Origin of the sequence: Massilia genomosp. 1 (assembly GCF_011682185.1) — a bacterium.
Lineage (GTDB): Bacteria > Pseudomonadota > Gammaproteobacteria > Burkholderiales > Burkholderiaceae_D > Telluria_A > Telluria_A rubra.
Genome location: NZ_WHJF01000096.1, coordinates 1 through 26,411 on the forward strand (window position 1 = coordinate 1; position 26,411 = coordinate 26,411).

Consider the following 26,411-nt stretch of genomic DNA (forward strand, 5'->3'; position numbering starts at 1 on the left):
ATCCTTTTCCGCGGCGGAAAGCTTGGAAAGATCTGGAAGGGGGCGCAGTTTTGTCATGATCAGCATCATGGACCGATTTCAAGAAACGAACAACTCTGGCACGTGCTCGCTCAGGCTAAACAGTTACGATTCCTTAACGACCGGAATTTCAGCCGGGGTTTCATACGGCGTAGGATGCCACGGCCCAAACGGCTACAACGCAAAGGAATGTCGGAAGTCGCTGGTTGACGGTTCCCAAGAAGATGGACGGAACATGTTGGTGGGCGCCTTCGAGGTCTTTTCGATGAGCGCTGGATCTGCCGCAGCCGTTCCCGAACCTGGCTCCCTGATCCTCATGAGCGTCGGCATGCTGGGCTTGGGTGTTATTCGCCGCAAAAAAAAGAAGTCCACCTGAGTAGTTCCACTTGCCAGAAACACGGTGACTGTCTGCGTAGGGCGAACGGCCTCCCCGGCCCGCATAACGCTTCAGTGGGGCATCGGTGTATTGAGAGTCGCCCAAGGCTGATGCGGATCGATCGTACGGCAACAATGACGGTGTTCGCTTCCGCATGCCGATATGCCAGCCCCCCCGCCCAGCCGGGGAAGCAGCCCTGAGCACGGGCAAGGCATGAGCGGTGCCTGTGCCGCTCACGCCATGCCCGCCAGAATAAACAACCCGCAATCTCACTGTCGCCGGATATCATTGGCGCCAAGTAAAAACTTGTCATATTACATAGCTTCGACGGTACTGTTAGGCCGATACCGGTCGCGCGCGCACAGCAAAATTCCGCGTAATTTCCTGCATTTCACCCCTCAAGTTCTGCCCGCGTCTGCCGTCAAGCGCCGCAATCTCGCCTGGCTTGAGGCCACAAATAAAAAATATACCTGCCTGATTTCATTAAACTTTCCGGCTGGTAACCCGTTACAAAAAAGGACTGCGGTGTGATTGTCCCGGACCGAAGGGGCAGACCAAAGCGAAGGCAAGTTGCCAACATGTATAAGTAGTATCTGCAAGGAGTAATACCATGAGCGTCATTAACACCAACGTCGCATCGCTGAATGCACAACGCAACCTGAGCACCTCGGCTTCCGCACTGTCGACCTCGCTGCAGCGCCTCTCTTCCGGCCTGCGTATTAACAGCGCCAAAGACGATGCCGCCGGCCTGGCCATTTCGGAACGCTTCACGTCCCAGATCCGCGGCCTGGATCAGGCTAAGCGCAATGCCAACGATGGCGTGTCGATGTTGCAAACGGCTGAGGGTTCCCTGCAATCGACGGGCAACATTCTGCAGCGTGTACGTGAACTGGCTGTGCAGTCGTCGAATGCAACGAACTCCGCCGGTGACCGCAAAGCGATCCAGGCTGAGGTTGGCCAACTGTTGTCAGAAGCCGACCGTATCGCCCAGACCTCGGAATTCAACGGCCTGAAACTGCTCGATGGCAGCTTCGGTACCGCCACCTTCCAGGTTGGCGCGAATGCCGGCCAGACCATCCAGGCCACCACCGCCAACTTCCGTACCAACAACTACGGTAACAACGAAGCGACCACCACCGCCCCAGCGACCGGCACCGCCTACACCGCCGGCAGTTTCGCCCTGCAAGGTCTGGCCACGACCAACATCGCCGTCAGCGCCACCGACACCGCCCAATCGCTGGCCTCCACCATCAATGGCGCCACCGCGACCACCGGTGTCACGGCCCAGGCCAAGAACGACGAATCGGCAACCTTCACCGCCGGCGGCGTGTACTCGCTGGCTGTCACCTCCGACAACACCACCGCTGCCAACGTGACCTTCACCGTGGGCGCCGCACTGAACGCCTCCGGCCTGGCCTCGGCCGTCAGCGCCTTCAATGACGTGTCCTCGAAGACCGGCGTTACCGCCAAACTGAACGATACCAATAATGGCCTGGTGCTGACCAACGCGGCCGGTAACAACATTACCATCGCCAATAACAGCGCGTCCGCTTCGGTGACCCTTGGCGCCCTCGATGCCAACGGCGCCGCCTCCGGCGCTGCGGCGAACGTTGCTTCCGGTGCGTCCTCGACCTCGGTGGGCTATGTGTCGATGAACTCGGACAAGGGTTTCTCGGTGGGCACCAGCGGTTCCACCGCAATCGCCGCCAGCACCGCCGCCACCCTCAATACCGTTTCCGGTATCGATGTGTCGACCGCCAAGGGCTCATCGCAAGCACTGAAAGTGCTGGACTCGGCCCTGGCCAACGTCAACAGCCAGCGCGCTTCGTTCGGCGCACTGCAGTCGCGCTTCGAAACCGCGGTCAGCAACCTGCAGTCGACTTCCGAAAACCTGTCTGCTTCGCGCAGCCGGATCCAGGATACCGACTTCGCTTCGGAAACAGCCAAACTGACGCGCGGCCAGATCCTGCAGCAGGCAGGTACCGCGATGTTGGCCCAGGCTAACTCGCTGCCGAACGGCGTGTTGTCCCTGCTGCGCGGTTAAGCGCCAGCGTAAGAAGCTCCTTGCATCCCCGGCCGGCCCTCGGCTGGCTGGGGAATATCTTCCGAACAGCAGGTCCTCGCATCAGCTCCTTGTTTTGCGTGCAACAAAATCGCGGCGCAATGCCCGGTTTCCGACTCCCTGGCCTCGCTCATGAGCGCCAAATTGATTTTGTTTTGCCCTCAAGTTCGGGAAAACGCTGTCGTCTAGCGCCGTGTACCGCCATGCCTTGAGGCCCAAAATAAAAAATAGTCACCCAAAATCCCCCTAAACTTTCCAGACCGCAATCCGTTACATATAAGGACTACGGTGTGATTGTCTCGGAACGAAAGGGGCACACCAAGGCGAACGGCACACAGCCAACATGAATAAAAAGTAATTGCAAGGAGTACTACCATGAGCGTCATCAACACCAACATCGCCTCCCTCAACGCACAACGCAACCTGAGCACGTCCGGCTCCGGCCTGGCCACTTCGCTGCAGCGCCTGTCGTCCGGTTTGCGTATCAACAGTGCCAAGGATGACGCGGCTGGTCTGGCCATTTCGGAACGTTTCACGTCGCAGATCCGCGGCCTGGACCAGGCCCGGCGCAATGCCAATGATGGTGTATCGATGCTGCAAACCGCTGAGGGCTCCCTGCAATCGACCGGTAACATCCTGCAACGTGTACGTGAACTGGCTGTGCAGTCCTCGAATGCGACGAACTCCGCCGGCGACCGCAAGGCGATCCAGGCTGAAGTCGGCCAGCTGTTGTCGGAAGCCGACCGCATTGCCCAGACCTCCGAATTCAACGGCCTGAAACTGCTCGACGGCAGCTTCGGCACCGCCACCTTCCAGGTGGGCGCGAATGCCGGCCAGACCATCCAGGCCACCACTGCGAACTTCCGTACCAACAACTACGGTAACAACGAAGCGATCACCACCGCCCCAGCGACCGGCACCGCCTACAGCGCCGGCAGTTTCGCCCTGCAAGGCCTGGCCACGACCACCATCGCCGTCAGCGCCACCGACACCGCCCAATCGCTGGCCTCCACCATCAATGGCGCCACCGCGACCACCGGTGTCACGGCCCAGGCCAAGAACGACGAATCGGCAACGTTCACCGCCGGCGGCGTGTACTCGCTGGCGGTCACCTCCGACAACAGCACCGCTGCCAACGTGACCTTCACCGTGGGCGCCGCACTCAACGCCTCCGGCCTGGCCTCGGCCGTCAGCGCCTTCAATGACGTGTCCTCGAAGACCGGCGTCACCGCCCGTCTGAACGATACCAATAATGGCCTGGTGCTGACCAACTCTGCCGGTAACAACATTACCATCGCCAATAACAGCGCGTCCGCTGCGGTAACCCTTAACGCCCTCGATGCCAACGGCGTCGCCGCCGGCGCCCCGGCGAACGTTGCTTCCGGTGCGTCCTCGACCTCGGTGGGCTATGTGTCGATGAACTCGGACAAGGGTTTTTCGGTCGGCAGCAGCGGTTCGAACGCCATCAGCGCTGGCGCCGCCGCCACCCTCAACACCGTGGCCGCGATCGATGTGTCGACCGCCAAAGGCTCGGCCGACGCGCTCAAGATCCTCGACTCGGCCCTGGCCAACGTCAACAGCCAGCGCGCTTCCTTCGGCGCCCTGCAGTCGCGCTTCGAAACCGCGGTCACCAACCTGCAATCGACCTCGGAAAACCTGTCCGCCTCGCGCAGCCGGATCCAGGATACGGATTTTGCTTCGGAAACCGCGAAACTGACCCGCGGCCAGATTCTGCAACAGGCGGGTACTGCGATGTTGGCCCAGGCCAACTCCCTGCCAAACGGCGTGTTGTCCCTGCTGCGCGGCTGATCCGCCTCGCTCCGCTGCACTCCCCGGCCGCTTTTTGCGCGCCGGGGAATTTTCGTTAAAGGAATACGGTCATGGAACTTCGCCCACTAGAAAACGCGCCGGCCGCTGCGCTGCCGCGCCAGGTCGCGCCCACCGAAGGCGCCGCCGCCAGCGCCAGGACGGCGCCGGCCGCCGCCCTCGGCAAGACCGGGCTCGCCAAGGAGGGGGTCGAACCCGACCCGGCCGAAGTGAGCAAGGTGGTCGACCGCATCAACGTGGCGATGCAGGCGCTGTCGCGCAATATCGAGTTTTCGATCGATACCGACAGCAAGCGCACGGTGGTCAAGATCATCGACCAGACCACCAAGGAAGTGATCCGCCAGATGCCCAGCGCCGAGGCGCTCGAAATCGGCAAGGCGCTGGAAAAAGTCCAGGGTTTGCTGATCAGCCAGGTTGCTTGAGGGAATTGGCAAAAAAGCGCCTGAATCGGGCGCAATCCGGGCATAAACCGAACAAGCACCGGATTACCCCTCTAAAGTATGGATAGAAGATGCCGTTAACTTAGTATATTCATGCTTTTACCAGGAGGCGTTCGTGGCCATTTCATCCGTCAGTTCAGGCGGCTCTATCGACGTCAACGACATCGTCAATAAATTGATGGTGGCGGAGAGCCGGCCTTTCGTCGCCATGCAGGACAAGGAAAAGGCGTACACCGCCAAGCTGGCGGCCTACGGCACGCTCAGCGGCGCGCTGAACGGCTTCCAGACCGCCGTCACCGGCCTGGCCGACCCGACCAAGTTCAAGACCATCGGCGCCTCCTCGTCCGAGAGCGGCGTGCTCACCGCCAGCGCCGGCAAGGAATCCGTCAAGGGCAGCTACAGCGTCAACGTGAGCCAGCTGTCGCAGGCGCAAACCCTGACCTCGGTCGGCCAGGCCAGCACCACCGCGCTGATCGGCAGCGGCGCGGCCACCACGCTGACGTTCGAATTCGGCAGCATCACGGGCGGCACCCTGGCTAACGGCGCCTACACCGGCGCCGCCTTCGCCCAGGACGCCACGCGCTCGGCGCGCACCGTCACCCTGGACGCGAGCAACAATTCGCTGCAAGGCATCCGCGACGCCATCAACAAGGCCAACGTGGGCGTGACCGCGTCCATCATTTCGGACGGCAGCGCCAGCCCCAACCGCCTGGTGCTGACCTCGGCCCAGACCGGCGAAACGTCGAGCATGCGCATCGGCGTCTCGGGCGATGCGGCCATCGGCAGCCTGCTCGGCTACGCCGCCGACGGCACCCAGAACATGACCCAGAACAGCGCGGCGCAAAACACCAAGCTGACCATCAACGGCGTGGCCATCAGCAGCCAGAGCAACAACGTCTCGGAAGCGATCCAGGGCGTGACCATCAGCGCGCTCAAGGTCGGCACCAGCACGGTCAACATCACCAGCGACAGCGCCGGCGCGAAAACGGCGATCAACAATTTCATCAAGTCGTACAACGAACTGAACACGACGATCGCCGGCCTGACCACGGCGCCCAAGGCCAGCGAGGGCAAAGGCGCCGGCGTACTGCTGGGCGACGCCACCGTGCGCAACCTGCAATCGAGCCTGCGCAAGATGTTCTTCACGCCGGTGCCGGGCATGGATGGCGACATCAGCAGCATGAGCCAGCTGGGCGTGTCGTTCCAGGCCGACGGTTCCCTCAAGCTCGACAGCGGCAAGCTGCAAAAAGCGCTCGATGCCGACCTGGAAGGTGTTTCCAAGCTGCTCAGTACGGTCGGCTCGACCACGGACAGCCTGGTCAGCTTTGTCGGCTCCACCACCAACAGCACGGTCGGCACCAAGAGCGTGCTGATCAGCCAACTGGCAACCCAAGGCAGCGCCACCGGCAGCACCGCCGCCGGCACCAGCATCACCAAGGGTGTCAACGACCAGTTGTCGCTGACCATCAACGGCGTGACCTCGACCGCCACCCTGCTGGCCGGTAACTACACGGCGGCCAGCCTGGCCAGCCACGTGCAGTCGATCATCAACGGCGCGGTCGGCGCGACGGGCGCCAGCGCCACCAGCGGCACCGGGGTGCTGGTCAAGCAGGAAAGCGGGATCTTCACGATCACCTCGAACAAATACGGCTCGACCTCGAAAGTGGGCATCAGCGGCAACGCCGCCGCCGGCCTGCTGGGCACGCCGACCCTGGTCGACGGGCTCGACGTGGCCGGCACCATCGGCGGCGCCACCGCCACCGGCAGCGGCCAGAACCTGACCGGCAACGCCGGCTCGACCGCTTCCGGGATCCAGATCCAGATCACCGGCGGTGCCATCGGCGAGCGCGGCACCGTGAATATCTCGAAAGGCGCCGGCGCCCAGTTCACCGAGCTGATCGACAGTTATCTCAACAGCAAGGGCACCATTTCCGGCAAGAACGCCGGCATCAACGCCAGCCTGGCCGATATCGCCAAGCAGCGCGCAGCGCTCAATATCCGCCTGACCCAGACCGAAAAAGATTTACGCAAGCAGTATTCTTCGCTCGACGTGACGCTCTCGGGCATGAGTTCGACGAGCACCTTCCTGGCGCAGCAGCTCGCCTCCCTCAGCACCATCCGATAGCGACAGAAAGAGGACATTAATTATGTTTGGATCTCCCAACAGGGGCGCAAGCAGCTACGCCAAAGTCGGCCTGGAAACGAGTGTCGTGGCGGCCTCCCCGCACAAGCTGATCGTCATGCTGTTCGACGGCGCACTGGTGGCGGTGCTCACCGGCCTGATGCACATGAAGTCGGGCAACATCCCGGAAAAAGGCAAGGCGATCTCGAAAGCCATCCAGATCATCGACAATGGCTTGCGCGCCAGCCTCGACAAAACCGCCGGCGGCCAGATCGCCGAGAACCTCGATGCGCTGTACGAATACATGAGCGCGCGCCTGCTGGCGGCGAACCTGAAAAACGATATCGAGATCATGGTGGAAATCCAGGGCTTGCTGACCGAGCTGCGCGAAACCTGGAACGCCATCGGCGCCGCCCCTGCCGTCAATCCCGCGTCCGGAACGGCGCCCAACCGCACCTCCAACCTTGTGAGCGCCTGAATGATGTCCATGACCATGACCAACGACGACGTGCTGTCCACCTACGAAGCCATGCTGGCCCTGTCCGAACAGATGGTAGCGGCGGCCGAAAGCGGCGAGTGGGATGAACTGAGCCTGCTCGAAAAACGGGTCGGCGCACACGCCAGCGCCTTGCAGGCCAACGACCAGCAAATCTTGCTCGACGGCGCCAGCCGGGTCAAGAAAGTGGCGATCATCAAGCAATTGCTGGCCTGCGACCGCACCATCCGCGACCTGACCACGCCCTGGATGGCGCAGCTGTCGCACATGATCAACAGCAGCGGCACCTCGCGCCGCCTGAATAACGCCTACGGCGGCGTCTAGTCGTCCTCGCGATGCTGGCGCGTACCGATGGACCGGGGCAGGTCGGCAGAGTCGAGCCGGGCCGCCCGACGCCGGGGGTCGGCGACGCGCGCCAGGAAGCGCTCACGCGCGCGCTCTCGACCGAGCTCGGCAAGTCGATGCGGGTGGCGGTGCTGTCCAGGTTCAACGACGGCACGTTTCTAGTCAGGGTGGCGGGCGAACAGGCCCGCATGAGCCTGCCCCAAGGGGCGGAAGCCGGCACCGAGGTGCCGATGACCCTGATGTCGGTCTCGCCGCGCCCCCAGTTTCGCCTGGACACCGGCCAGCCGGGCCAGTTGCCGGGCCAGGCTGCCGGCGCACCCCAGCTCCCCTTGCCCGCTGGCGCAGCCGGGCCGGAGCGCACGGCCACCCCGCCCCCGGTCCTGCCGCAGGCGCAGCCGGCGCCGCAGGAAGGCCAGGGCGCCGCCGCCGCGAATATGGCGGGGCGCACCACCAGCCTGGCCGCCACCCTGCTCGGCAAGTCGCCCATGACCGCCAGCGCCGACCTGCCCTCGCTCGACGCCAACACCCTGCCGGCGAAAATCAGCAATACCGGACAATTGCTCGCGCGCATACTCGACATCGGCCATCCGCCATCCGGCAAAGCGCCCGCGATCGCCGGCGCCGCGCCCCTGATCGACCCCAAGAATGGCGCGCCGCAAGCGGCCGAGCTGGCGCGCAAGCTGGAACAGAGCATCAGCGGCAGCGGCGTGTTTTATGAATCGCATGTGGCCGAATGGGCCGACGGCAAGCGTGCGCTGAGCGAACTGCAACGCGAGCCGCAGATGCAGCAAGCCATGGCCACGCCCGGCGCCAAGCCAGGTTCGGCGGCGGCGGAACTGGCCAGCGCCCAACTCATCAACCTGCAACTGACGACCCAGGAACAGGCGCGCGTGAGCTGGCAAGGCCAGTTGGCGCCAGGCCAGGAATTGCAATGGGAAATCCATAAAGATGCTCCCGAGCAGCGCGGACGCGGCGCCGGCGAGGACAGCGCACCGGTCTGGCGCAGCGGCATGCGCCTGCGCTTTCCGCTGCTCGGTGAGATCGAGGCGACCATCGTCACCAGCGGCGACAAGGTCCACATCGAACTGCGCACCGCCAGCGCCGGCACCGGCGAGGCCCTGCGCGCGCGCGCCGGCGAACTGACCTCGGCGCTCGATGTGTCCGGCACCGCGCTGGCCTCGCTGATCATCCGCACCCAGGAGCCCGGCAATGGCTGAGGCGCCGCCGACACGCACCCGGACCGCGGTGGCGCTGGCCTATCACAATGGCGATCCGGCGCCCAAAGTGGTGGCCAAGGGCAAGGGCCTGGTCGCCGCCCAGATCATCGAGCGCGCCAAGGATGCCGGTGTCTTCGTACACGAATCGAAAGAACTGGTGGCCCTGCTGATGGGCGTGGACCTGGACAGCCAGATCCCGCCCGGCCTGTATCGGGCGATTGCGGAACTGCTGGCCTGGCTATATCATATTGAAGCCGCACAAGCCACCGGCGGCCCTCTGCCCGCCCCACCGGACGCAGCCCTTTTCATTGACCGACCACAAGAAGCGGCAGACAAAGATGCAATCAACCAATGATTCCGATATAGAAAGCTGGCACGACTTTGAAGTCGCCTCGCGCAAGGAAATCATCGCACTGTTGCGCAGCATCGGCGAGAAGCGCCAACTGGTGCGCATGGTCATCCGGCGCGGCACCGAAGTATGCGTCTCGGCCATCCTCGATGTCGATCCCGACAACAACACCGTCACCCTGGACGGCTCGGCCGACCCCGAGCAGCACCGCCGCTTCGCCAACGTCGGCCGGATCATGTTCGAGACCTCGCTCGACAAGATCCGCATCCTGTTCTCGTCGGAAGAAGTGCAGGCCACCACCTTCGAGGACACGCCGGCCTTTGTGATGCCGCTGCCGGAGGCCATGATCCGCCTGCAGCGGCGCGAGTTCTACCGCATGATCACGCCGGTCAGCAACCCGGTGTCGGTGGTGATCCGCCTGCCGCAAGACCTGGGCGGCGGCACCCATGTGTTTCCGCTGTCCGATATCAGCTGCGGCGGCATCGCCATTCTCGACAACAAGCTGGTGCTCGACAGCACCATCGGCCACAGCTACAGCAGTTGCCGCATCGACTTGCCGGACGTGGGCGCGGTCCAGACCACCCTGATGATCCGCAACTCGGTCGACCTGACCCTGCTCAACGACAAGACCAACCGCCGCCTCGGCTGCGCCTTTGTCGACATTTCGCGCGGCGGACTTGCCAGCGTACAAAAGTACATCACCAAGCTCGAACGCGAACGCAACGCGCGCCTCGCCGGCCTGGGCTGACAAAATATCCTCCCGGCAGCAGCCTGATGTGCGGTAAACCGGCGCTCGACGGTTGCGACAACTGACGCCGTGAAGGGTTGGCGACGGCGCTGGCGCCGCCCTCCTCACTTTTTCTTTACCAACAATTCCTTGCACAAGTCTTCAATTGCGCTCGGGCGCGCCTGGATCTGCGCAATCATCTCCGCGCGATTGGCATAGTGTACGGTAGCGCGCAAACGGTCGAGGTAGCCGGGCGTGCCTTCCCCTTTAAAGTTCTCTTGCAAAAGCTCCTCTTTTTGAGCGTCACTGAAAGATGCGAACGCCGGACAGTATGTCAGTTGCGCTTCCATCAGAGTCAGTACGAATACCGGCCACTCGTCCAGGCAGCCTTCGGGTTCGCGGCACGGGCTGGTCGCGCTGGCACTGGCCGCGGCAAGCGCCAGGAGCGCGCCCAGCAGCAGTTGTCGAAAATAGGTGGACATACGCGTTTCCATTTCAAAGTGGGTAAGCAAGCTTGCCGGCGATCCGGGCGATCCGCTGTTTGAGCGAGACCACATCATGGAATCTGGCTTTTTCAAGCGGCTTGTCCCATTCCTGGTCTTTCACCAGCAGCAGGAGAAAGCGGCCTTTCCGGTTGAACGAAGGATACCAGCCGACATCGAGCAAGAGCTGGTCGCCGAATCCGATCTGCAGCATGTCTTCCCTGAGGCAGTCGATATGCTGGGCCACGTCGAACGCATCGGGAAGATGGGAAATCTGGTCATGTACGAGCACGCCCTGCCCGATGTCCAGATGCCAGAACATGGCTGCCTGTCGATCCCGCATCATCGCTCGCGCCGCGTTGCCGGCGCCTGCAATGCACGGTACAGCATGGCCATTCCGGCGGCGCCCAACAGCAGCGCCAGCAACCAGGTCGAGGCGGCAAACAGCACAAAGCTGTCCTGCGCCTTGCCGGCGTCGCCCCAGTCGAGCGTGATGCACGCGGTATTGTAGGCGGCGTGCAGCGCGATACACGGTAGCAGCGACCTGGTGCGCTCGTACAGCCAGCCGAGAAAGACGCCGATGATCACAGCGCCGACATATTGATAGAGATTCATGTGCGCAAAGCCGAACAGGCCGGCCGATGCCAGGATGGCGGCCCATTTGGGATACTGGCCCAGGAAGCTGCGCAGGATGATCCCGCGAAACAGCATCTCCTCCAGCACCGGCGCCAGCACGCAGATCGCCACGATCATGGTGACGCTGCCGGCATTCAGGCTGGCCAGCAGCGCCTGGTCTTGGGATGTCATGGGAAACAGCGTCACCAGCGCCGCGTCCAGCGTGACCATGGACATGAAGATCAAGGGCAGCGTCAGGGCAATCGCCGGCAACAGCACCAGCATGGCGGGGCGCCCCGCCATGCGAGCAGAATGAAACAGCTCGCGGTAGCTCAGGTTTTTGTAGTGCATCAGCGCGGTGAAGACGATGCCATAGCCGAGCACCATGATCATGCCGCCCAGGTCGCGCGGTTCCATCGACAAGGCGCCGCGCACGTCGTACAGCGCCGCCCCCACCAGGTACTCGGCCATGTACAAGGCGATGACCAGCATCAGCGCTTCCAGTGCGTTCGGAAAGGTTTCGTGTTTCTCATCCATGAATCGGCAATCGTGCTTTCCCGGCACTGAGGCCGCGTAAAAGCACGAGTAAACGCGATTTGATGAGATATTGCAAGAAAGAAAATTCCAGACGATCAGTGAAGGCAGGGATGTTCGCCGTGATCCGGCATCCCCGGATCACGCCTCTTTTCCCGAACCATAATCGATCGTCATGCTGCACAGCGTGGAGCGCTGGTCAGCCCTGACCATGACCAGGCCCCAGGAAAACTGAAAATAGTCGACGCCTGTGGTGGCATCGGTGGGCTGGCGTCCCCATGCCGAGGCCAGCATCGTGGTCAGCTGCCGCTTCTCCCTGAGCAAATCGTCCACCGAGGCGTCGTAACCCAGGCGATTCACAGCGCCATCGCGCCATACCAGGTCGATCAAACGCAAGCGCTCATTCTTAAAGCGCAGCGAGCCGCCGAAGTTCCGTCCCCATAAAACCAGGTCGGTAAAATAGACATGGAATCCATTGAGCTCGCCTTTGTCGATGTCATTCGCCGACGCCAGGCCTGTTGCAAAATCGCCAAGCAGGGTGTCGCCGCCAATCGTGCGATCCGCGCCGAGCGCGAGTGAGCCGTTACTGACGTCGATCACGCCGGCACTCCGCAGCCTGGGGCATTGAACGAGATGCCTGTGCGGCCCGGTTGGCCTGCTGTTCCTCGTCTTCTCTAACGAATGCGCCGTCAAAAAACTGCTCAAGGTCGGTCTTGAGGGTGTCGAGCCGGTCGCGCAATATCATCGTCATGTCGTGCTTACACCTGCATATTCATGATTTCGTGATACGCCGACACCAGCTTATTGCGCACCTGCACGGTTGCCTGGAAACCAATACTGGCCTTCTGCATCGACACCATCACATCCGACAAACTCACCCGGTCGTCGCCCAGGGTGAAGGCCTTGCCCTGCTCGCCCGCCTTGTTCTGGGCCTCGCTGACCTGGGCGATGGAATTTTTGAGCGCATCGGCAAAATCGACCTTGGCGACGGCCGGCTCGGGCGTGACCTTGACCGAGGGCACAACGCCGCCAGCCGGGCGCGTGGACGCCGCCTTGAGCTGGGCCATCATGGCTTCGATGCGGTCCGATCCGATTCCGTTCACATTCATGTCGTTTCCTCTGTTCACACTGCCGGGCGTACAATACGTACTATGTATACCAGCGAAGTCAGGGTGCCAGAATAGCACCCGGGTGGCGCGCCGGGCCGTCGAGCAGGGCCCGAAAGCGCGCTCTGTTCGATGCTTTGAGCGGGGTCCCCTCCCCACATAATGGCGTCTGAGCCCCAGCCTTTGCGCAGGTTTGGGAAATTCCTACCAAGTTTCGGGCCTGGCCCGTCGGACACCCACCACCATGGCAGCTGCAACCGCAGAAGATCTCGTCGATATCCCCCCCCAGGACACGCCGCCCCCGACGTTCCTGCAGACTCCGCTCGGAAAGAATTTCATCCGCGGTCTCGGCATCGCGGCGGTGCTGGCGCTGATGCTCGGTGTCTGGATGTGGAGCCAGCGCATCGAATACGGCATCTTGTTTACCAACGTCAGCGACAAGGATGGCGGCGCCATCATGGCTTCGCTCGACCAGATGGCGGTGCCCTACAAGTTCTCCGACGGCGGCGCCTCGATCATGATCCCCAACGAGCAGGTCCACGGCGTGCGCCTGAAGCTGGCCGCGCAAGGCTTGCCGAAGGGCGGCACGGTCGGCTTCGAGCTGATGGAAAACCAGAAACTGGGCGTGTCCCAGTTCCACGAACAAGTCAATTACCAGCGCTCGCTCGAAGGCGAACTGGCGCGCTCGATCGAGTCGATCGCCGCCGTCAGCTCGGCGCGCGTCCACCTGGCGCTGCCGAAACCGTCGGTGTTCGTGCGCGAGCAGCAAAAGCCGACCGCCTCGGTGTTGTTGAATTTGCAAACCGGGCGCGTGATCGACCAGGCCCAGGTCAACGCCATCGTCCACCTGCTGGCTTCGAGCGTGTCGGAACTGCCGGTCTCGAACGTCACCGTGGTCGACCAGGCCGGCAACCTGCTGTCGGACCCCGACAAGACCGGCAATGGGCGCAAACTCGACCCGAACCAGCTCAAATACGTCGAAGCGGTCCAGAAAAACATCATCAAGCAGGTCGAGTCGCTGATCACCCCGCTGGTCGGGCCCGGCAATGTGCGCGCCGAAGCGACCGCCGACATCGACTTCGCCCAGGTCGACACCGCCGCCGAAGTCTACAAGCCCAACTCGCCGCCGGAACCGCAATCGATCCGCAGCCAGCAAACCTCGGAAGCGAACGGCCCCGGCAGCGCCAACCCGGCCGGCGTGCCGGGCGCGCTGTCCAACCAGCCGCCGGGCCTGGCCACGGCGCCGCTCACCGCCAGCGGCGCTCCCGCCACCGCGCCGGGCGTCACCAGCGGCCCGACGCGCAAGGACACCACCACCAATTTTGAAGTCGACAAGACGATCCGCTACGAGCAGCGCCCGATGGGCCTGGTCAAGCGCCTGACCGTCGGCGTGCTGGTCAACCACCGCCGTTCGGTCGACGCCAGGACCGGCAAGGTCACCGTGACGGCGCTCTCGCCCGCCCAGGTGGCCCAGATCAACGACCTGGTCAAGGAAGCGATGGGTTACAACAAGGACCGTGGCGACACGCTCAACGTGACCAACGCCGCCTTCGACGGCGTCGACAAGCCGGACGTGCCGGCCGCCACGCTCGACTGGTGGCGCGACCCGGCCAACCTGCCGCTGGCCAAGGATATCGCCAAGTACCTGTTCGTGGCCGGGATCATCGCCTTCCTGTACTTCCGTCTGCTGCGTCCGATGCTGCGCCCGGTCATGAGCAAGTTCGACAAGGCGCACGAACTGCCGCCCGAGCCCACCGCCGCCGAGGAAGAAAAGGCCGACGAGGCCAGCGTGGCGGAAGCGGCGGCGGCGGCCCAGGAAGCCGAAGCCGAGGCCGAATCGGCGCAGGACCACAGCTACCGCGCCAACCTGGCGCTGGCCAAGAAACTGGCGCAGGAAGATCCGCGCATCGTCGCAAACGTCATCAAGGCATGGGTAGGTACAAATGAATGATAATGGAATCCAGAAGGCCGCCATCTTGATGCTGGCCATCGGCGAGTCCGAGGCGGCCGAAGTGATGCGCTTCCTCGGCCCGCGCGAAGTGCTCAAACTCGGCGCGGCCATGGCCACGATGAAGAATGTGCAGCACGAACAGGTGGTCACGGTGCTCGAGTCGTTCCGCGAGCAGACCGAACTCATTTCCACGGTCGGCCTCGATTCGGACGAATACATCCGCCAGGTGCTGACCAAGGCGCTGGGCGACGACAAGGCCTCGGTGCTGCTGTCGCGCATCTTGGGCGGCAAGGACGCCTCGGGCATCGAAAGCCTGAAGTGGATGGACGCCTCGTCGGTGTCGGAACTGATCCGCAACGAGCACCCGCAGATCATCGCCACCATCCTGGTCCACCTCGAGCGCGACCAGGCTTGCGAAATCCTCGGCAACTTTACCGACCGCCTGCGCAACGACGTGGTGCTGCGCATCGCCACCCTGGACGGGGTGCAGCCGGCCGCCCTGCGCGAGCTCAACGACGTGCTGACCAAACTGCTCTCGGGTAACGAGAACATCAAGAAATCCTCGCTCGGCGGGGTGCGCGCGGCGGCCGAAATCCTCAACTTCATGAGCGGCGAGCAAGAGGGTTCGGTGATGGACAACATCAAGAACTACGACAACGACATGGCGCAAAAGATCATGGACGAGATGTTCGTGTTCGACAACATCATCGATATCGACGACCGCGGCATCCAGCTCCTGCTGCGCGAGGTGCAGTCCGAAATGCTGATCATGGCGCTCAAGGGCGCCTCCCAGGAACTGCGCGAAAAAATCTTCCGCAACATGTCGGCGCGCGCCGGCGAGATGATGCGCGAAGACCTCGAATCGAAAGGGCCGGTGCGCCTGTCCGAAGTCGAAACCCAGCAAAAACAGATCCTGCAGATCGTGCGCCGCCTGTCCGACGAAGGCCAGATCGTGCTCGGCAAAGGTGAGGATTCCTTCGTCTGATGGCTACCCTTCCAAAAGAACTGCAAACCGCGTACCAGCGCTGGGAAATGAATTCCTTCGACCGCGTGCCGGAGCCGGAACCGGTGTTTCTCGACACCCGCCTGGACGAGGCGGCGCCGCCAGCGCCGCCAGCGCCGGAACTGCCCACCGACGAAGAACTGGCCGCCATCCGCGAGCAGGCGCGCCAGGAAGGCTTTGATGCGGGCCAGGCGGCCGGCCACGAAGCCGGTTACGCCGACGCGCTCGCGCAGGGGCGCGAAGAAAACGCGCTGGAGCTGGCCAAGCTGCAAGCGATCGCCGCCAGCTTCACCCAGGCCCTGGCGCAGGCCGACGAGAGCATCGCCAACGACATGCTGGAGCTGGCCCTGCAACTGGCCAAGAACATGCTGCGCGTCGCGCTCGAGGTCAAGCCCGAGCTGATCATCCCGGTGGTGCGCGACGCCATCTCCTACCTGCCGGTGCTGCAACAGCCGGCCTTGCTGATGCTCAATCCGGACGATGCGCGCCTGGTGCGCGAGCAAATCGGCGAAGAACTCGACAAGGGCGGCTGGCGCGTGGTGGACGACGCCCAGATCGGCCGGGGCGGCTGCAAGATCGATACCGCCAGCAACCAGATCGACGCCCAGGCCGAAGTGCGCTGGCAGCGCCTGGCCCATGCGCTCGGCAAGAACGACGTGGAGTGGCTGAACCGATGAGCCAGTCCGATCCCGCCGCCGCGCCCGACAAACACACGGCGCGCTGGTCCGCTTACCTGCGCGACTGCGCCACCCTGGTCGGCTTCGTCGAGCCGCAACTGGTGTCGGGCCGGATTACCCGCGTGGCCGGGCTGGTCATGGAATGCGTGGGTCTCAAGCTCGCGGTCGGCAGCGCCTGCACCATTCCTATGCCGAGCGGCAACCGGGTCGAGGCGGAAGTGGTCGGTTTCGACGGCGACCGCCTGTTCCTGATGCCGCAAAGCGATGTCGAAGGCATCGTCCCCGGCACCAAGGTGCTGCCGGTCGAAGCCACCCTGCCCCGTCCGGGTTCGGTGGCGCATCCGCGGCGCCGTCCGAGCGACCGCGCGCGCCACCTGCCGGTCGGCATGGGCCTCTTGGGCCGGGTGGTGGACGGCGCCGGCCGGCCTTTGGACGGCCTCGGCCCCCTGCTCACCGACGACAGCGGCCCGATCAACGTGCGCCCCGCCAATCCGCTCGACCGCGCCCCCATCGTCGACACGCTCGACGTCGGCATCCGCGCGATCAACGCCATGCTGACCGTCGGGCGCGGCCAGCGCCTGGGCCTGTTCGCCGGTTCCGGGGTCGGCAAATCGGTGCTGTTGGGAATGATGGCGCGCTACACCAAGGCCGACGTGGTGGTGGTCGGCCTGATCGGCGAACGGGGCCGCGAGGTCAAGGAATTCATCGAACACATCCTCGGACCGGAAGGCCTGGCGCGGGCCGCCGTCGTGGCGGCCCCGGCCGACACACCGCCGCTGATGCGCCTGCAGGGCGCGGCCTACACCACGGCGATTGCCGAACATTTCCGCGACCAGGGCAAGAACGTGCTCATGATCATGGATTCGCTGACCCGCTACGCGATGGCGCAGCGCGAAATCGCCCTGGCCATCGGCGAGCCGCCGGCCACCAAGGGCTATCCGCCGTCGGTGTTCGCCAAGCTGCCGGTGCTGGTGGAACGGGCCGGCAACGGCCTGCAGGGCGGCGGCTCGATCACCGCCTTCTACACCGTGCTGACCGAAGGCGACGACCAGCAAGACCCGATCGCCGACTCGGCGCGCGCCATCCTGGACGGCCACTTCGTGCTCAACCGGCGCCTGGCCGAGTCCGGCCACTATCCGGCCATCGATATCGAGCAATCGATCAGCCGCGCCATGCACACCATTACCAGCACCGCCCACCAGCACGCGGCGCGGCGCCTCAAGCAACTGTATTCGCGCTTCGAGCGCTCGCGCGACCTGATCACGGTCGGCGCCTACGCCCACGGCAGCGATCCGGTGCTCGACCAGGCCATCGCCCTGAACGACAAGATCGAAGCTTTCCTGTGCCAGGAGATCGGCGACAACATCGGCATGCCGCAGAGCTTGGCCGAATTGACCGCTCTGTTCTCGTGATGGAATAGCGGACGGGATGCCTATAATGATGCATTATGGCAAAACAAACCGTCCTCGATACCCTGCTCGAACTGGCCCAGCGCGACACCGACGATGCCGCCAAGCGGCTGGGGGTGGCGCTCAAGGCAGCCGAGGAAACCGAACAAAAGCTGCAAATGCTGCTCGGCTACCTGGAAGATTACGCGCAAAAGCTGGACGCGGCCCAGCGCAACGGCATTACGCCGATGGCGTACGCCAATTTCATTGCCTTCATGGGCAAGCTGGAGCACGCCATCATGGGCCAGCGCGAGATCGTCAAGCACGCGCATCACCGGAGCGCGGTGGAAAAGGGCTTGTGGCAGGCCAGCGAGCGCAAGCGGGTGTCGTACCGCACCCTGAACGAGCGCGCCGCCACCGAAGCCTTGCGCCTGGAAAACAAGCGCGACCAGAAACAGATGGACGAACACGCCGCCCGCCAGGCTTATTACAAACGTTGATGCACCGGCCGCCGCCAAGACAACCAACCGATCGCCCGCCATGTCCACTACTCCCATCGCCCAGCAAGTCGCTGCCCTGAACGCCACCCCGGCCCCGGCGCGCACCAATGCCGCCGCCGCGCAACCGGCGGTGCAGTTCGGCCAGACCCTCTCGCGCGAGATCGCGCAGCGCCAGGGCATGAGCCAGCAGCCGGCCGCGCCCGCCGCCAAGGCAGCCGCGCCGCGCCCTGCCGAGAAAGCCCCGGCCCAGCGTGCGGAACAAGGCGCCAAGGCCGAGCAGGCCGCCGCGCCCGCGCCGGACGCCGCGCCGGCCCGCTCGCCAGCGCCAGCGAACAATCCCCCCCAGGCCCAATCGGGCGAGAACGGCGGCGCACCCGCCGGCGACGACAGCGCCGCTGCTGCTGCGGCCGCCGACAGCGCCGCCGCCGCCGCCGCGCGCGCCGAATTGCCCTTGGCCGACATGCTGGCCCTGGTCGCCAGCCTGACCCAGCCGGCGCAAGCGGCGGCCGCGCCGGTCGCCCTTGACCCGGACTGGAGCACGCTGGCCTCACACCGCGCCACCGGCACCGCCGCCGACCCGAGCCTGGCGGCCGACGCGGCCCTGGCCGCCTTCAGCGCACCCGCCCTGGCGGCGGCCGGGCGCTTCGTGACGGTCGACGGCGGCCCCACCCCGCCCGCTGTGGGCGCGCTGGGCCTGCCGACCGAACCGAGCCTGACGATGGAGGCCGACGCCGCCCCGCAAGGCGACCTGCGCGCCTTGCTCGAAGGCGCCATGCCGCGCGCCGCCGGCGCCACTGCCGACAGCGCCCAAGGCCAGGGTACAACGACCCAAACGACGGCGCTGCAAACGGCGGCCATCCCAAGCGACAGCGCCAAACCGGCGGCCAGCGCGCGCGAGCTGCCGGAGGCCATTACCGCCATCGACACCAAGGCGGCCGAGCCGGCGCCGCTTGCCGCGCCGCTGCAACAAGCCGCCGTCGGCCTGGCGCAAGCGGCCAATGGCGGCCCCGACAAACTGTCGGCGCGGGTCGGCACCCCGGCCTGGGACAACCAGGTCGGCCAGAAAATCGTCTGGATGGTGGCCGGCAAGGAACAAAGCGCCACCCTGACGCTCAATCCGCCCGACCTCGGCCCGGTCCAGGTGGTGCTCAACATCAGCGGCGACAATGCCAGCGTGACATTCTCCTCGGGCGAACTGGAAGTGCGCCAGGCGCTGGAAAACGCCATGCCGAAGCTGCGTGACATGCTCGATGACAGCGGCATCTCGCTGGGCAACGCCAGCGTCAACGCCGGCATGCCCGAGCAGCGCCAGGACCAGGGCGAGCGCGCCAGCGCCGGCAACGGCGGCGGCGCTAGCGGCGGCGTGGGCGGCATCGTCAACGGCAGCGCGGCCGACGCCAACGAGCGCCTGGCCGCCAGGACCCCGGTGCAAGGCGCCGGCCTGGGCCTGGTCGACACCTTCGCCTGATCAGGCCAGGCAGGCGGACTTGTCGATTTGCCTAGCCTTCCCGGCCATGCGCGCAAGCGAGCGTATGAAAAGCGCATCGGATGTCGATGCCAAGCCACGAGTTGGGCCGCGATCGGCCCTGTTTTCCACGCATCTGCCCGCTCATTTCCTCGCGATAATGACATAATGACGGCATGATCCACCGACGTCGTCTTGAGGTACTTTGAAAGCGAAAGCAAACATGAAAGCTGCAGCTCCCCCTGACGCGGCCGTCAAGCCGCCATCGAAGAAAATGGCCATGATCGGTGCGATCGTGGCCGTCTTGGTGCTCGGTGGTGGCGGCGCAGGCTGGTTCCTGATGCACGACAAGGGTGGCGACGACGCCGAAGAAACCGCGAAGCCGAGCAAAAAGAAGAAAAAGGCCGCCAAGGCGCACGCGGCGCCGGTGTTCGCCCCGCTCGAGGTCTTTACCGTCAACCTGCAACCGGACGGCGAGCTGGAGCATATGCTGCAGGTCTCGATCACCCTGGAGATGGCCGGCCAGGAACAGGCCGACCTGGTCAAGAACAATATGCCGAAGGTGCGCAGCCGCGTGCTGCTGCTGCTGTCGGCCAAGAAATCGTCGGAGCTGACCACGGTCGAAGGCAAGACCCGCCTGGCCGAGGAAGTCATGGACGCGATCAAGAAGCCGTTCACCGAGCACGACGAGCCGCAGGAAGTCAACGAAGTCATGTTCACCCAGTTCATCATCCAGTGATCCTCCATGGCCGATAATTTTCTCTCGCAGGAAGAAGTCGATGCGCTGCTCAAGGGCGTCAACGGCGACGCCGACGAAGCCTCCGCGCCCGAAGACAACACGGGCGTACGCACCTACAACCTGGCCACGCAAGAACGGATCGTGCGCGGGCGCATGCCGACGCTCGAGATCATCAACGAGCGTTTCGCGCGCTTGCTGCGGGTCGGGCTGTTCAACTACATCCGCCGCAGCGCCGAAGTGTCGGTGGGCTCGGTGCGGGTCTCCAAATACAGCGAATTCATCCGCAACCTGGTGGTGCCGACCAACCTCAACCTGGTCCACATGAAGCCGCTGCGCGGCACGGCCCTGATCGTGTTCGATCCGGGCCTGGTGTTTTTGCTGGTCGATAATCTGTTCGGCGGCGACGGGCGCTTCCATACCCGGGTCGAGGGCCGCGACTTTACCCAGACCGAGCAACGCATCATCTTGCGCATCCTCGATATCGTGTTCGATTCGTATGCGAAATCGTGGGAACCGGTGTATCCGGTCGAGTTCGAGTACATCCGCTCCGAGATGAATACCCAGTTCGCCAACATCGCCACCCCGAACGAGGTGGTGGTCTCGTCCACGTTCACCATCGAGCTCGGTTCGGTGAGCGGCCAGATCCACATCTGCATGCCGTATTCGATGATCGAGCCGATCCGCGACACGCTCACCTCCAGCCTGCAGGGCGAGGCGCTGGAAGTCGACAAGCGCTGGATTCGCCTCATGACGCAGCAGATCCAGATCGCCGAAGTCGAGCTGGTGGCGGTGCTGGGCACGGCGCGCGCCTCGTTCGACGAGATTCTCAATTTCAAGGTGGGCGACATCGTCCCCCTCAACGTACCCGAACAGATCCAGGCCACCGTCGATGGCGTGCCGGTGATGGATTGCACGTATGGCGTGCTCAACGGACAATATGCGCTAAAGGTCGAGAAACTGCTCGCCAATGCGGACACCAAATAATTTAGGAGAGCACTATGTCCGATACTACCGATGACGACGCAATGGACGACTGGGGCGCGGCCATTGCCGAGCAGGCCAAGGCGGAAGCCGACGCCCTGCAAAGCCAGGCTGCCAGCGCGGCCGTGTTCAAGGATTTTTCGAACAAGGGCACCAGGCCCGACACGCCGAACGATATCGACTTCATCCTCGACATTCCGGTCCAGCTCACGGTCGAGCTGGGACGGACCAAGATCGCCATCAAGAACCTGCTGCAACTGGCCCAGGGTTCGGTGGTCGAGCTTGACGGCCTGGCCGGCGAGCCGATGGATGTGCTGGTGAACGGCTGCCTGATCGCCCAGGGCGAGGTGGTGGTGGTGAACGATAAATTCGGTATTCGCCTGACGGACATCATCACGCCGTCCGAACGGATTCGAAAACTCAATAAATGACGGCGCGCTTGCTTGCCGCCGTGGCGCTGGCGTGCAGCCTGGCGCCGGGCTTGGTTGCCGCCCAGGCGGCCGGTGCGGCTGCGCCCGCGGCATCGGCGCCGCTTAAGTCCGTTCCTGCCGCCGCTTCGGCGCCGGTCGCGTCGGTTCCAGCGGCATCGGCGCCGCTCGCTTCGGTGCCAGCGGCATCGGTTCCCGCCGCCGCCGAGGCACCGGCCAGCGTTGCCGTGCTTGCGGCCCCTGCTCCTGCCCCGGCGCCTGTGGCCGCCCTGCCCGCCGCCGCCGTGCCAGCAACGCCCGGTCCGATGGCGGGACCATCGGCCGGCAACCTGCTGCAAACCATTTTCGCCCTGACCCTGGTGCTGGCGCTCCTGGGCGCGATGGTCTGGTTCATGAAGCGCTTCGGCCCGCAGGCGGCCGCCGGCGCGGCCCAGATGCGCACCATCGGCGCGCTCAGTTTGGGCGGGCGCGAACGGGTGATCGTCATCGAAGTGGGCGACCAGTGGATCGTGGTGGGCGCTTCGCCCGGCCGCATCAACGCGCTGGCCACCATGCCCAGGCAGGAAAGCGCGGGCGGCCCCGCCGTACTGACCAACGGCCCCGCGTCCGGCACGTTTGCCGAATGGCTGAAACAGACGATCGACAAACGCAATGGACGCTAAGCGCACTACTGTTTTGACGCAGCACGCGCGGCGCTGGCTAGCGCTGCTGGCGCTCGGATTTCCCGCGCTGGCCTTGGCTGCGCCGGGCATCCCGACCTTCACCAGCGCGCCGGCGGCGGGCGGCGGCACGGCGTACTCGCTGCCGGTGCAGACGCTGCTGTTGATGACGGCGCTCTCGTTCATCCCGGCGGTGCTGCTGATGATGACCAGTTTTACCCGCATTATCATCGTGCTGTCCTTGCTGCGCCAGGCGATCGGCACCCAGTCGGCCCCGCCCAACCAGGTGATGGTGGGGCTGGCGCTGTTCCTGACCCTGTTCGTCATGGGTCCGGTGTTCGACAAGATTTATGTGGACGCCTACCAGCCGCTGCAAGAAAACAAGATCGAGATGGACGTCGCCATGGACCGCGCCGTGGCGCCGCTGAAAACCTTCATGATCCGGCAGACGCGCCAGGCCGACCTGGCCATGTTTGTCAAGATTTCGCGCTCGGCCGCCTTGCAGGGGCCGGAAGACATTCCGCTGCGCATACTGATTCCGGCGTTTGTCACCAGCGAACTGAAAACCGCGTTCCAGATCGGCTTCGCCATCTTCATTCCGTTTCTCATCATCGACATGGTGGTGGCGTCGGTGCTGATGTCGATGGGGATGATGATGATGTCGCCGGCGGTCATTTCGCTGCCCTTCAAGCTGATGCTGTTCGTGCTGGTCGATGGCTGGCAACTGCTGCTCGGCTCGCTCGCCCAGAGTTTCTACTAGCGAGGCTGCCGATGACTCCCGAAAGCGTCATGACAATGGGCCGCACGGCCATGGAAGTGACCCTGATGGTGGCCGCGCCCATGCTGCTGGTGGCGCTGATCATCGGCCTGATTGTCAGCATCTTCCAGGCCGCCACCCAGATCAATGAAGCGACCCTGTCCTTCATTCCCAAGCTGGTCGGCATTTTTGTCGCCCTGATCGTGGCCGGACCGTGGATGCTGGCGGTCATGCTCGACTACATGCGCCAGGTGTTTACGGGCATTCCCGGCTTGGTCAACTGACGCGCACGCGCGCGTCGCACTCCCTCGCATGATTACCATTACCAGCATCGAGATGAATGCGTGGATCGCAGGGCTGCTGTGGCCGCTGACCCGCATTCTCGGGCTGATCACGGCCGCGCCCTTGTTTGGTAACGCCAGCGTGCCGGTGCCTGTCAAGATTGCGCTCGGGGTGCTGCTGGCGAGTATTATCGCGCCGGCCATTCCGGCGCTGCCGGCGGCCGATCCGCTGTCGATGGCGGGGCTGTTGATTCTGGTGCAGGAACTGCTGATCGGGGTGGCGATGGGCTTTGCCATCCGCCTGGTGTTCGCCGCCATCGAAATGGCCGGCGAAATCTGCAGCCTGACCATGGGGCTGGGCTTTGCCAGCTTTTTCGACCCGCTGACCAAGGGGCGTTCGTCGGCCGTGAGCCAGTTTTTGGCGCTGATTGCGACCATGGCGTTTTTGGCCGCCAATGCGCACCTGGTGCTGCTCGAAGCGCTGGCCGAGAGTTTTATCACGATGCCGATTTCGGCCACGCCGATGTCGTCGTCAGCGGAATGGGAAATGGCCAAATGGGGCGGGCTGATCTTCAGCGCGGGGCTGCACCTGTCGCTGCCGATCGTGGCGGCGCTGCTCATTACCCAGGTGGCGCTGGGCATTTTGACGCGCGCCGCGCCGCAGTTGAACATTTTCGGGATTGGCTTTCCGATCACACTGGGGGTGGGCATGCTGGTGATTGTGATGGTGCTGCCTTACCTGGGCAACCCGTTTCAGGTGCTGTTCAACCAGGGTATTGAAACGGCGCGCCGGGTGCCGCGCCTGGCCGCTACGCCGCAGGCGCCTGCCACGCCAGCGCGGGCGGACAGGCCTGCCGCGCTACCGGTCGGACCTGTTGAAGGCACACCGGGCCAGCGGCGCTGAGCCTGGCGTTGCGGAGCTCATGCGAGCTGGTAATTCGTCCACATCAGCCCGGTTTTTGAGTTGGCAGTTCAATATCGTATAAAATGATGTAAGCACAAGATTGCATTCCCAATATCAACCACGCTGATTTCCGTTACACCCGAAGAAAGAGCCGCTCCATGTTCAATATTGACCTCTCTAAAGACTTTCCGCAATTCGGCAGAGTCCTGAACGACTTGGAGCGGACTTACCTGCCGGGCGGCGCGAAGGCTGTCGACGATTTTCATAAACATCTGAAACAGTTTTCCCGAGACCATCCTTTACCCAACCTCAGAGATGTGGCGGAGCAATTTCCGCAAGGACGCCTTGTTCTTGCGGTCAACGATGCGCTGAACGAATCGAACCGTCTTGTACTAGAGCGCTTAACGGCCACCGTCCAGGGGGTCGACTTCAGGGTGGTCAAAACCATCCTCTTGGAAGTAGCCAGAGAAACGGCAATGTATCTTGGGGGCGGCGCGGTCTTGGGCGGGGCCGTGGGCGGCGCCCTTGGCGCTTTGGCCGGCGGCGTTGGTGCGGTGCCTGGCGCGGTCGTCGGCGCTCAGGCTGGCTTGGAAATTGCAACCGCCATCATGGCGCTGATGGGCCTGAAAGACCTGGTAAAAGCTTTCTGGCCCGTTGTGTCGATGCTTTTTTCGCCCATCATCGAGGGTTTCGCGCTAGCTATCCGTGCCGGCATGCTGCCGGAAAGCCAGCGTACAAAACGCCGCGAACTGATCCATGCGTCGGCAACGGCCTTCGCACAAGGCAAGTTCATCCTCATTATCGGACTACTGGCGGCGCTCGTGGCGGTGTACGCGGGTAAACTCACGGCCAAGGTGATTGAAAAGATCGGCAGCAGCAAATTAGGACAGGGATTTGCCGCCTGGTTGGTAAAGAACGAGAAGATCGTTTTGAACCATCCCGCCTTGAAGATAAAAAACCGGGCAGGGGCCGAGGGCGCGGGCAAGGCTCCTAGTGCGGATAAACCGGCGCCAGCAAAGCCGGAGGCTGCCAAGCCCAAGCAGAACGAAGCGCCGAATGAAGGTCAGGCTAACATACCGTGCGTAAAATGCGTACCACCTGTAGGAGCTCCCGTCAGTCCTATTTCCGGAAGCAAGTTCCTCGCCGACGCGATGGACCTGGACTTCGCCCTGCCGGCAGCGCTACCTCTGATCTGGCAACGCACTTACAGCTCCGCCCAACGGCAAGCCGGGTGGCTGGGCTCCGGCTGGGAAACACCACTGTCGATTGCACTGGAAATCAACGTCGACAGCGTTGTCGTGCTCGCACCGTTCGCACGCGAGATCACCTTCTCGTTGCCGGGCATCGGCGAATCGCTGTACTCGCCGTCCGAGAAAATCACCTTGGTGCGCACGCACGAGCGCTGCTTCGAGCTGGTTGACGACAAAGGGGAGCGCGATCTGTTCGCCCTGCCCGATACCACCAGCAACATCGCCCGTCTGGTTGGGCAGAGGGACGCCAACGGCAACCGAATCACCATTTCCTACAACCTGCGTCAGCTGCCCGAGCGGGTCGAGGACAGCGCCGGGCGCGGCTACCTGCTGGCGTTCGAAGACCACCGCGGCTACCCGCGCCTGCGCAGCATTGTCATGCAGCCGGCCGAGCCCGAGAGCGACACCGAACTGCTGGTCTCGTACGAGTACGACGCAAGCGGCAACCTGTCCAAGGTCAGCAACGGCAAGGGCGACGTGATGCGCCAGTTCGTCTATCGCAATCACGTGATGGTCGAACACAGCCAGCCAGGCGGACTGGTATCGCGCTATGAATACGACGAGTACGCCGCCAGCGGCAAGGTCACGCGCAACTGGGTCAACGACGGCCGCTCGTGGAGCCTTCGCTACCTGGAACAGGAAACCGTCGTCACCGACAACCTGGGGCGCGAAGAGCGTTACCGCTTCGACGCCAAACAGCGCTACATCGGCA

At 63.8% G+C, this 26,411-nt stretch carries 30 protein-coding genes; 24 read left to right on the top strand and 6 right to left on the bottom strand.

Going from position 1 to position 26,411, the window contains the following annotated elements; all coding sequences use genetic code 11:
• The 10 genes from F1735_RS26205 to F1735_RS26250 form a co-directional block, all read left to right on the top strand.
• On the top strand, window positions 1-394 hold a 394-nt coding region (locus F1735_RS26205), incomplete at its 5' end, for a PEP-CTERM sorting domain-containing protein (protein ID WP_222853080.1).
• Window positions 395-1,004: 610 nt separating this feature from the next.
• The gene (locus tag F1735_RS26210; protein WP_167239670.1) at window positions 1,005-2,438 is read left to right on the top strand and encodes a flagellin N-terminal helical domain-containing protein; all 1,434 of its coding nucleotides are present in this window, start codon (window positions 1,005-1,007) and stop codon (window positions 2,436-2,438) included.
• A 393-nt stretch (window positions 2,439-2,831) separates the two neighbouring features.
• Window positions 2,832-4,265: a flagellin N-terminal helical domain-containing protein gene (locus F1735_RS26215; RefSeq protein WP_167239671.1), complete on the top strand. Its 1,434-nt coding sequence runs from the start codon at window positions 2,832-2,834 to the stop codon at window positions 4,263-4,265.
• 71 nt (window positions 4,266-4,336) lie between these two features.
• Window positions 4,337-4,705 carry a flagellar protein FlaG gene (locus F1735_RS26220; protein ID WP_167239672.1) on the top strand — a complete coding sequence of 123 codons (369 nt, stop codon included), beginning with the start codon at window positions 4,337-4,339 and terminating at the stop codon, window positions 4,703-4,705.
• Between the two features lie 133 nt (window positions 4,706-4,838).
• Window positions 4,839-6,848: a flagellar filament capping protein FliD gene (gene fliD, locus F1735_RS38305; RefSeq protein ID WP_167239673.1), complete on the top strand. Its 2,010-nt coding sequence runs from the start codon at window positions 4,839-4,841 to the stop codon at window positions 6,846-6,848.
• 22 nt (window positions 6,849-6,870) lie between these two features.
• Window positions 6,871-7,323: a flagellar export chaperone FliS gene (gene fliS, locus F1735_RS26230; protein ID WP_167239674.1), complete on the top strand. Its 453-nt coding sequence runs from the start codon at window positions 6,871-6,873 to the stop codon at window positions 7,321-7,323.
• Between the two features lie 9 nt (window positions 7,324-7,332).
• Window positions 7,333-7,665, top strand: a complete 333-nt coding sequence (locus F1735_RS26235) for a flagellar protein FliT (protein ID WP_229505974.1) — start codon at window positions 7,333-7,335, stop codon at window positions 7,663-7,665.
• Window positions 7,666-7,676: 11 nt separating this feature from the next.
• Window positions 7,677-8,903 (top strand): flagellar hook-length control protein FliK, encoded by a 1,227-nt coding sequence (locus F1735_RS26240; protein WP_167239675.1) that lies wholly within the window; start codon window positions 7,677-7,679, stop codon window positions 8,901-8,903.
• Window positions 8,896-9,258, top strand: coding sequence for an EscU/YscU/HrcU family type III secretion system export apparatus switch protein (locus tag F1735_RS26245; protein ID WP_167239676.1), 363 nt, complete (start codon window positions 8,896-8,898; stop codon window positions 9,256-9,258). The genes F1735_RS26240 and F1735_RS26245 overlap by 8 nt, the downstream gene beginning before the upstream one ends.
• Window positions 9,242-10,000, top strand: coding sequence for a flagellar brake protein (locus F1735_RS26250; protein ID WP_167239677.1), 759 nt, complete (start codon window positions 9,242-9,244; stop codon window positions 9,998-10,000). The genes F1735_RS26245 and F1735_RS26250 overlap by 17 nt, the downstream gene beginning before the upstream one ends.
• Window positions 10,001-10,104: 104 nt before the next feature.
• Here F1735_RS26250 and F1735_RS26255 read toward each other — a convergent pair whose 3' ends face one another.
• The 6 genes from F1735_RS26255 to fliE all read right to left on the bottom strand — a co-directional run bounded on the left by F1735_RS26255 (window position 10,105) and on the right by fliE (window position 12,719).
• The gene (locus F1735_RS26255) at window positions 10,105-10,461 is read right to left on the bottom strand and encodes a hypothetical protein (protein WP_167239678.1); all 357 of its coding nucleotides are present in this window, start codon (window positions 10,459-10,461) and stop codon (window positions 10,105-10,107) included.
• A gap of 13 nt (window positions 10,462-10,474) precedes the next feature.
• Window positions 10,475-10,807 (bottom strand): hypothetical protein, encoded by a 333-nt coding sequence (locus F1735_RS26260; RefSeq protein WP_222853081.1) that lies wholly within the window; start codon window positions 10,805-10,807, stop codon window positions 10,475-10,477.
• Window positions 10,804-11,613 (bottom strand): CPBP family intramembrane glutamic endopeptidase, encoded by an 810-nt coding sequence (locus tag F1735_RS26265; protein ID WP_167239680.1) that lies wholly within the window; start codon window positions 11,611-11,613, stop codon window positions 10,804-10,806. The genes F1735_RS26260 and F1735_RS26265 overlap by 4 nt, the downstream gene beginning before the upstream one ends.
• 138 nt (window positions 11,614-11,751) lie before the next feature.
• Complete coding sequence (locus tag F1735_RS26270) at window positions 11,752-12,210, bottom strand: hypothetical protein (protein WP_167239681.1); 459 nt, start codon at window positions 12,208-12,210, stop codon at window positions 11,752-11,754.
• Complete coding sequence (locus F1735_RS26275) at window positions 12,194-12,361, bottom strand: hypothetical protein (RefSeq protein ID WP_167239682.1); 168 nt, start codon at window positions 12,359-12,361, stop codon at window positions 12,194-12,196. Before F1735_RS26275 ends, F1735_RS26270 begins: the two co-directional genes overlap by 17 nt.
• A gap of 7 nt (window positions 12,362-12,368) precedes the next feature.
• On the bottom strand, window positions 12,369-12,719 hold the full coding sequence (gene fliE, locus F1735_RS26280; protein ID WP_167239683.1) for a flagellar hook-basal body complex protein FliE: 351 nt from the start codon (window positions 12,717-12,719) through the stop codon (window positions 12,369-12,371).
• Window positions 12,720-12,960: 241 nt separating this feature from the next.
• On the opposite strand from fliE, the gene fliF reads away from it, so the two are divergent.
• The 14 genes from fliF to F1735_RS26350 form a co-directional block, all read left to right on the top strand.
• Entirely contained in the window at window positions 12,961-14,667 is a 1,707-nt protein-coding gene (fliF, locus tag F1735_RS26285) for a flagellar basal-body MS-ring/collar protein FliF (protein WP_167239684.1), read from the top strand.
• Window positions 14,660-15,652, top strand: a complete 993-nt coding sequence (fliG, locus tag F1735_RS26290; RefSeq protein ID WP_167239685.1) for a flagellar motor switch protein FliG — start codon at window positions 14,660-14,662, stop codon at window positions 15,650-15,652. Before fliF ends, fliG begins: the two co-directional genes overlap by 8 nt.
• Complete coding sequence (locus tag F1735_RS26295) at window positions 15,652-16,347, top strand: flagellar assembly protein FliH (protein WP_167239686.1); 696 nt, start codon at window positions 15,652-15,654, stop codon at window positions 16,345-16,347. Before fliG ends, F1735_RS26295 begins: the two co-directional genes overlap by 1 nt.
• On the top strand, window positions 16,344-17,759 hold the full coding sequence (gene fliI, locus F1735_RS26300; protein WP_167239687.1) for a flagellar protein export ATPase FliI: 1,416 nt from the start codon (window positions 16,344-16,346) through the stop codon (window positions 17,757-17,759). Before F1735_RS26295 ends, fliI begins: the two co-directional genes overlap by 4 nt.
• A gap of 35 nt (window positions 17,760-17,794) precedes the next feature.
• The gene (fliJ, locus tag F1735_RS26305; RefSeq protein ID WP_166895847.1) at window positions 17,795-18,235 is read left to right on the top strand and encodes a flagellar export protein FliJ; all 441 of its coding nucleotides are present in this window, start codon (window positions 17,795-17,797) and stop codon (window positions 18,233-18,235) included.
• Window positions 18,236-18,275: 40 nt separating this feature from the next.
• Complete coding sequence (locus tag F1735_RS37535; RefSeq protein ID WP_167239688.1) at window positions 18,276-19,703, top strand: flagellar hook-length control protein FliK; 1,428 nt, start codon at window positions 18,276-18,278, stop codon at window positions 19,701-19,703.
• Between the two features lie 220 nt (window positions 19,704-19,923).
• Window positions 19,924-20,439 (top strand): flagellar basal body-associated protein FliL, encoded by a 516-nt coding sequence (gene fliL, locus F1735_RS26315; RefSeq protein WP_167239689.1) that lies wholly within the window; start codon window positions 19,924-19,926, stop codon window positions 20,437-20,439.
• A gap of 6 nt (window positions 20,440-20,445) precedes the next feature.
• Window positions 20,446-21,423 (top strand): flagellar motor switch protein FliM, encoded by a 978-nt coding sequence (gene fliM / locus F1735_RS26320; RefSeq protein WP_166880536.1) that lies wholly within the window; start codon window positions 20,446-20,448, stop codon window positions 21,421-21,423.
• 14 nt (window positions 21,424-21,437) lie between these two features.
• Entirely contained in the window at window positions 21,438-21,851 is a 414-nt protein-coding gene (gene fliN / locus F1735_RS26325) for a flagellar motor switch protein FliN (RefSeq protein WP_166895841.1), read from the top strand.
• Entirely contained in the window at window positions 21,848-22,510 is a 663-nt protein-coding gene (fliO, locus tag F1735_RS26330) for a flagellar biosynthetic protein FliO (protein WP_167239690.1), read from the top strand. Before fliN ends, fliO begins: the two co-directional genes overlap by 4 nt.
• Window positions 22,500-23,267, top strand: a complete 768-nt coding sequence (gene fliP, locus F1735_RS26335) for a flagellar type III secretion system pore protein FliP (RefSeq protein ID WP_167239691.1) — start codon at window positions 22,500-22,502, stop codon at window positions 23,265-23,267. Before fliO ends, fliP begins: the two co-directional genes overlap by 11 nt.
• 11 nt (window positions 23,268-23,278) lie before the next feature.
• Window positions 23,279-23,548, top strand: coding sequence for a flagellar biosynthesis protein FliQ (gene fliQ, locus F1735_RS26340; protein WP_166880531.1), 270 nt, complete (start codon window positions 23,279-23,281; stop codon window positions 23,546-23,548).
• A gap of 28 nt (window positions 23,549-23,576) precedes the next feature.
• Window positions 23,577-24,449 carry a flagellar biosynthetic protein FliR gene (gene fliR / locus F1735_RS26345; protein ID WP_167239692.1) on the top strand — a complete coding sequence of 291 codons (873 nt, stop codon included), beginning with the start codon at window positions 23,577-23,579 and terminating at the stop codon, window positions 24,447-24,449.
• Between the two features lie 158 nt (window positions 24,450-24,607).
• Window positions 24,608-26,411 (top strand): DUF6861 domain-containing protein (locus F1735_RS26350; RefSeq protein ID WP_167239693.1); only part of this gene is annotated, 1,804 nt, incomplete at its 3' end.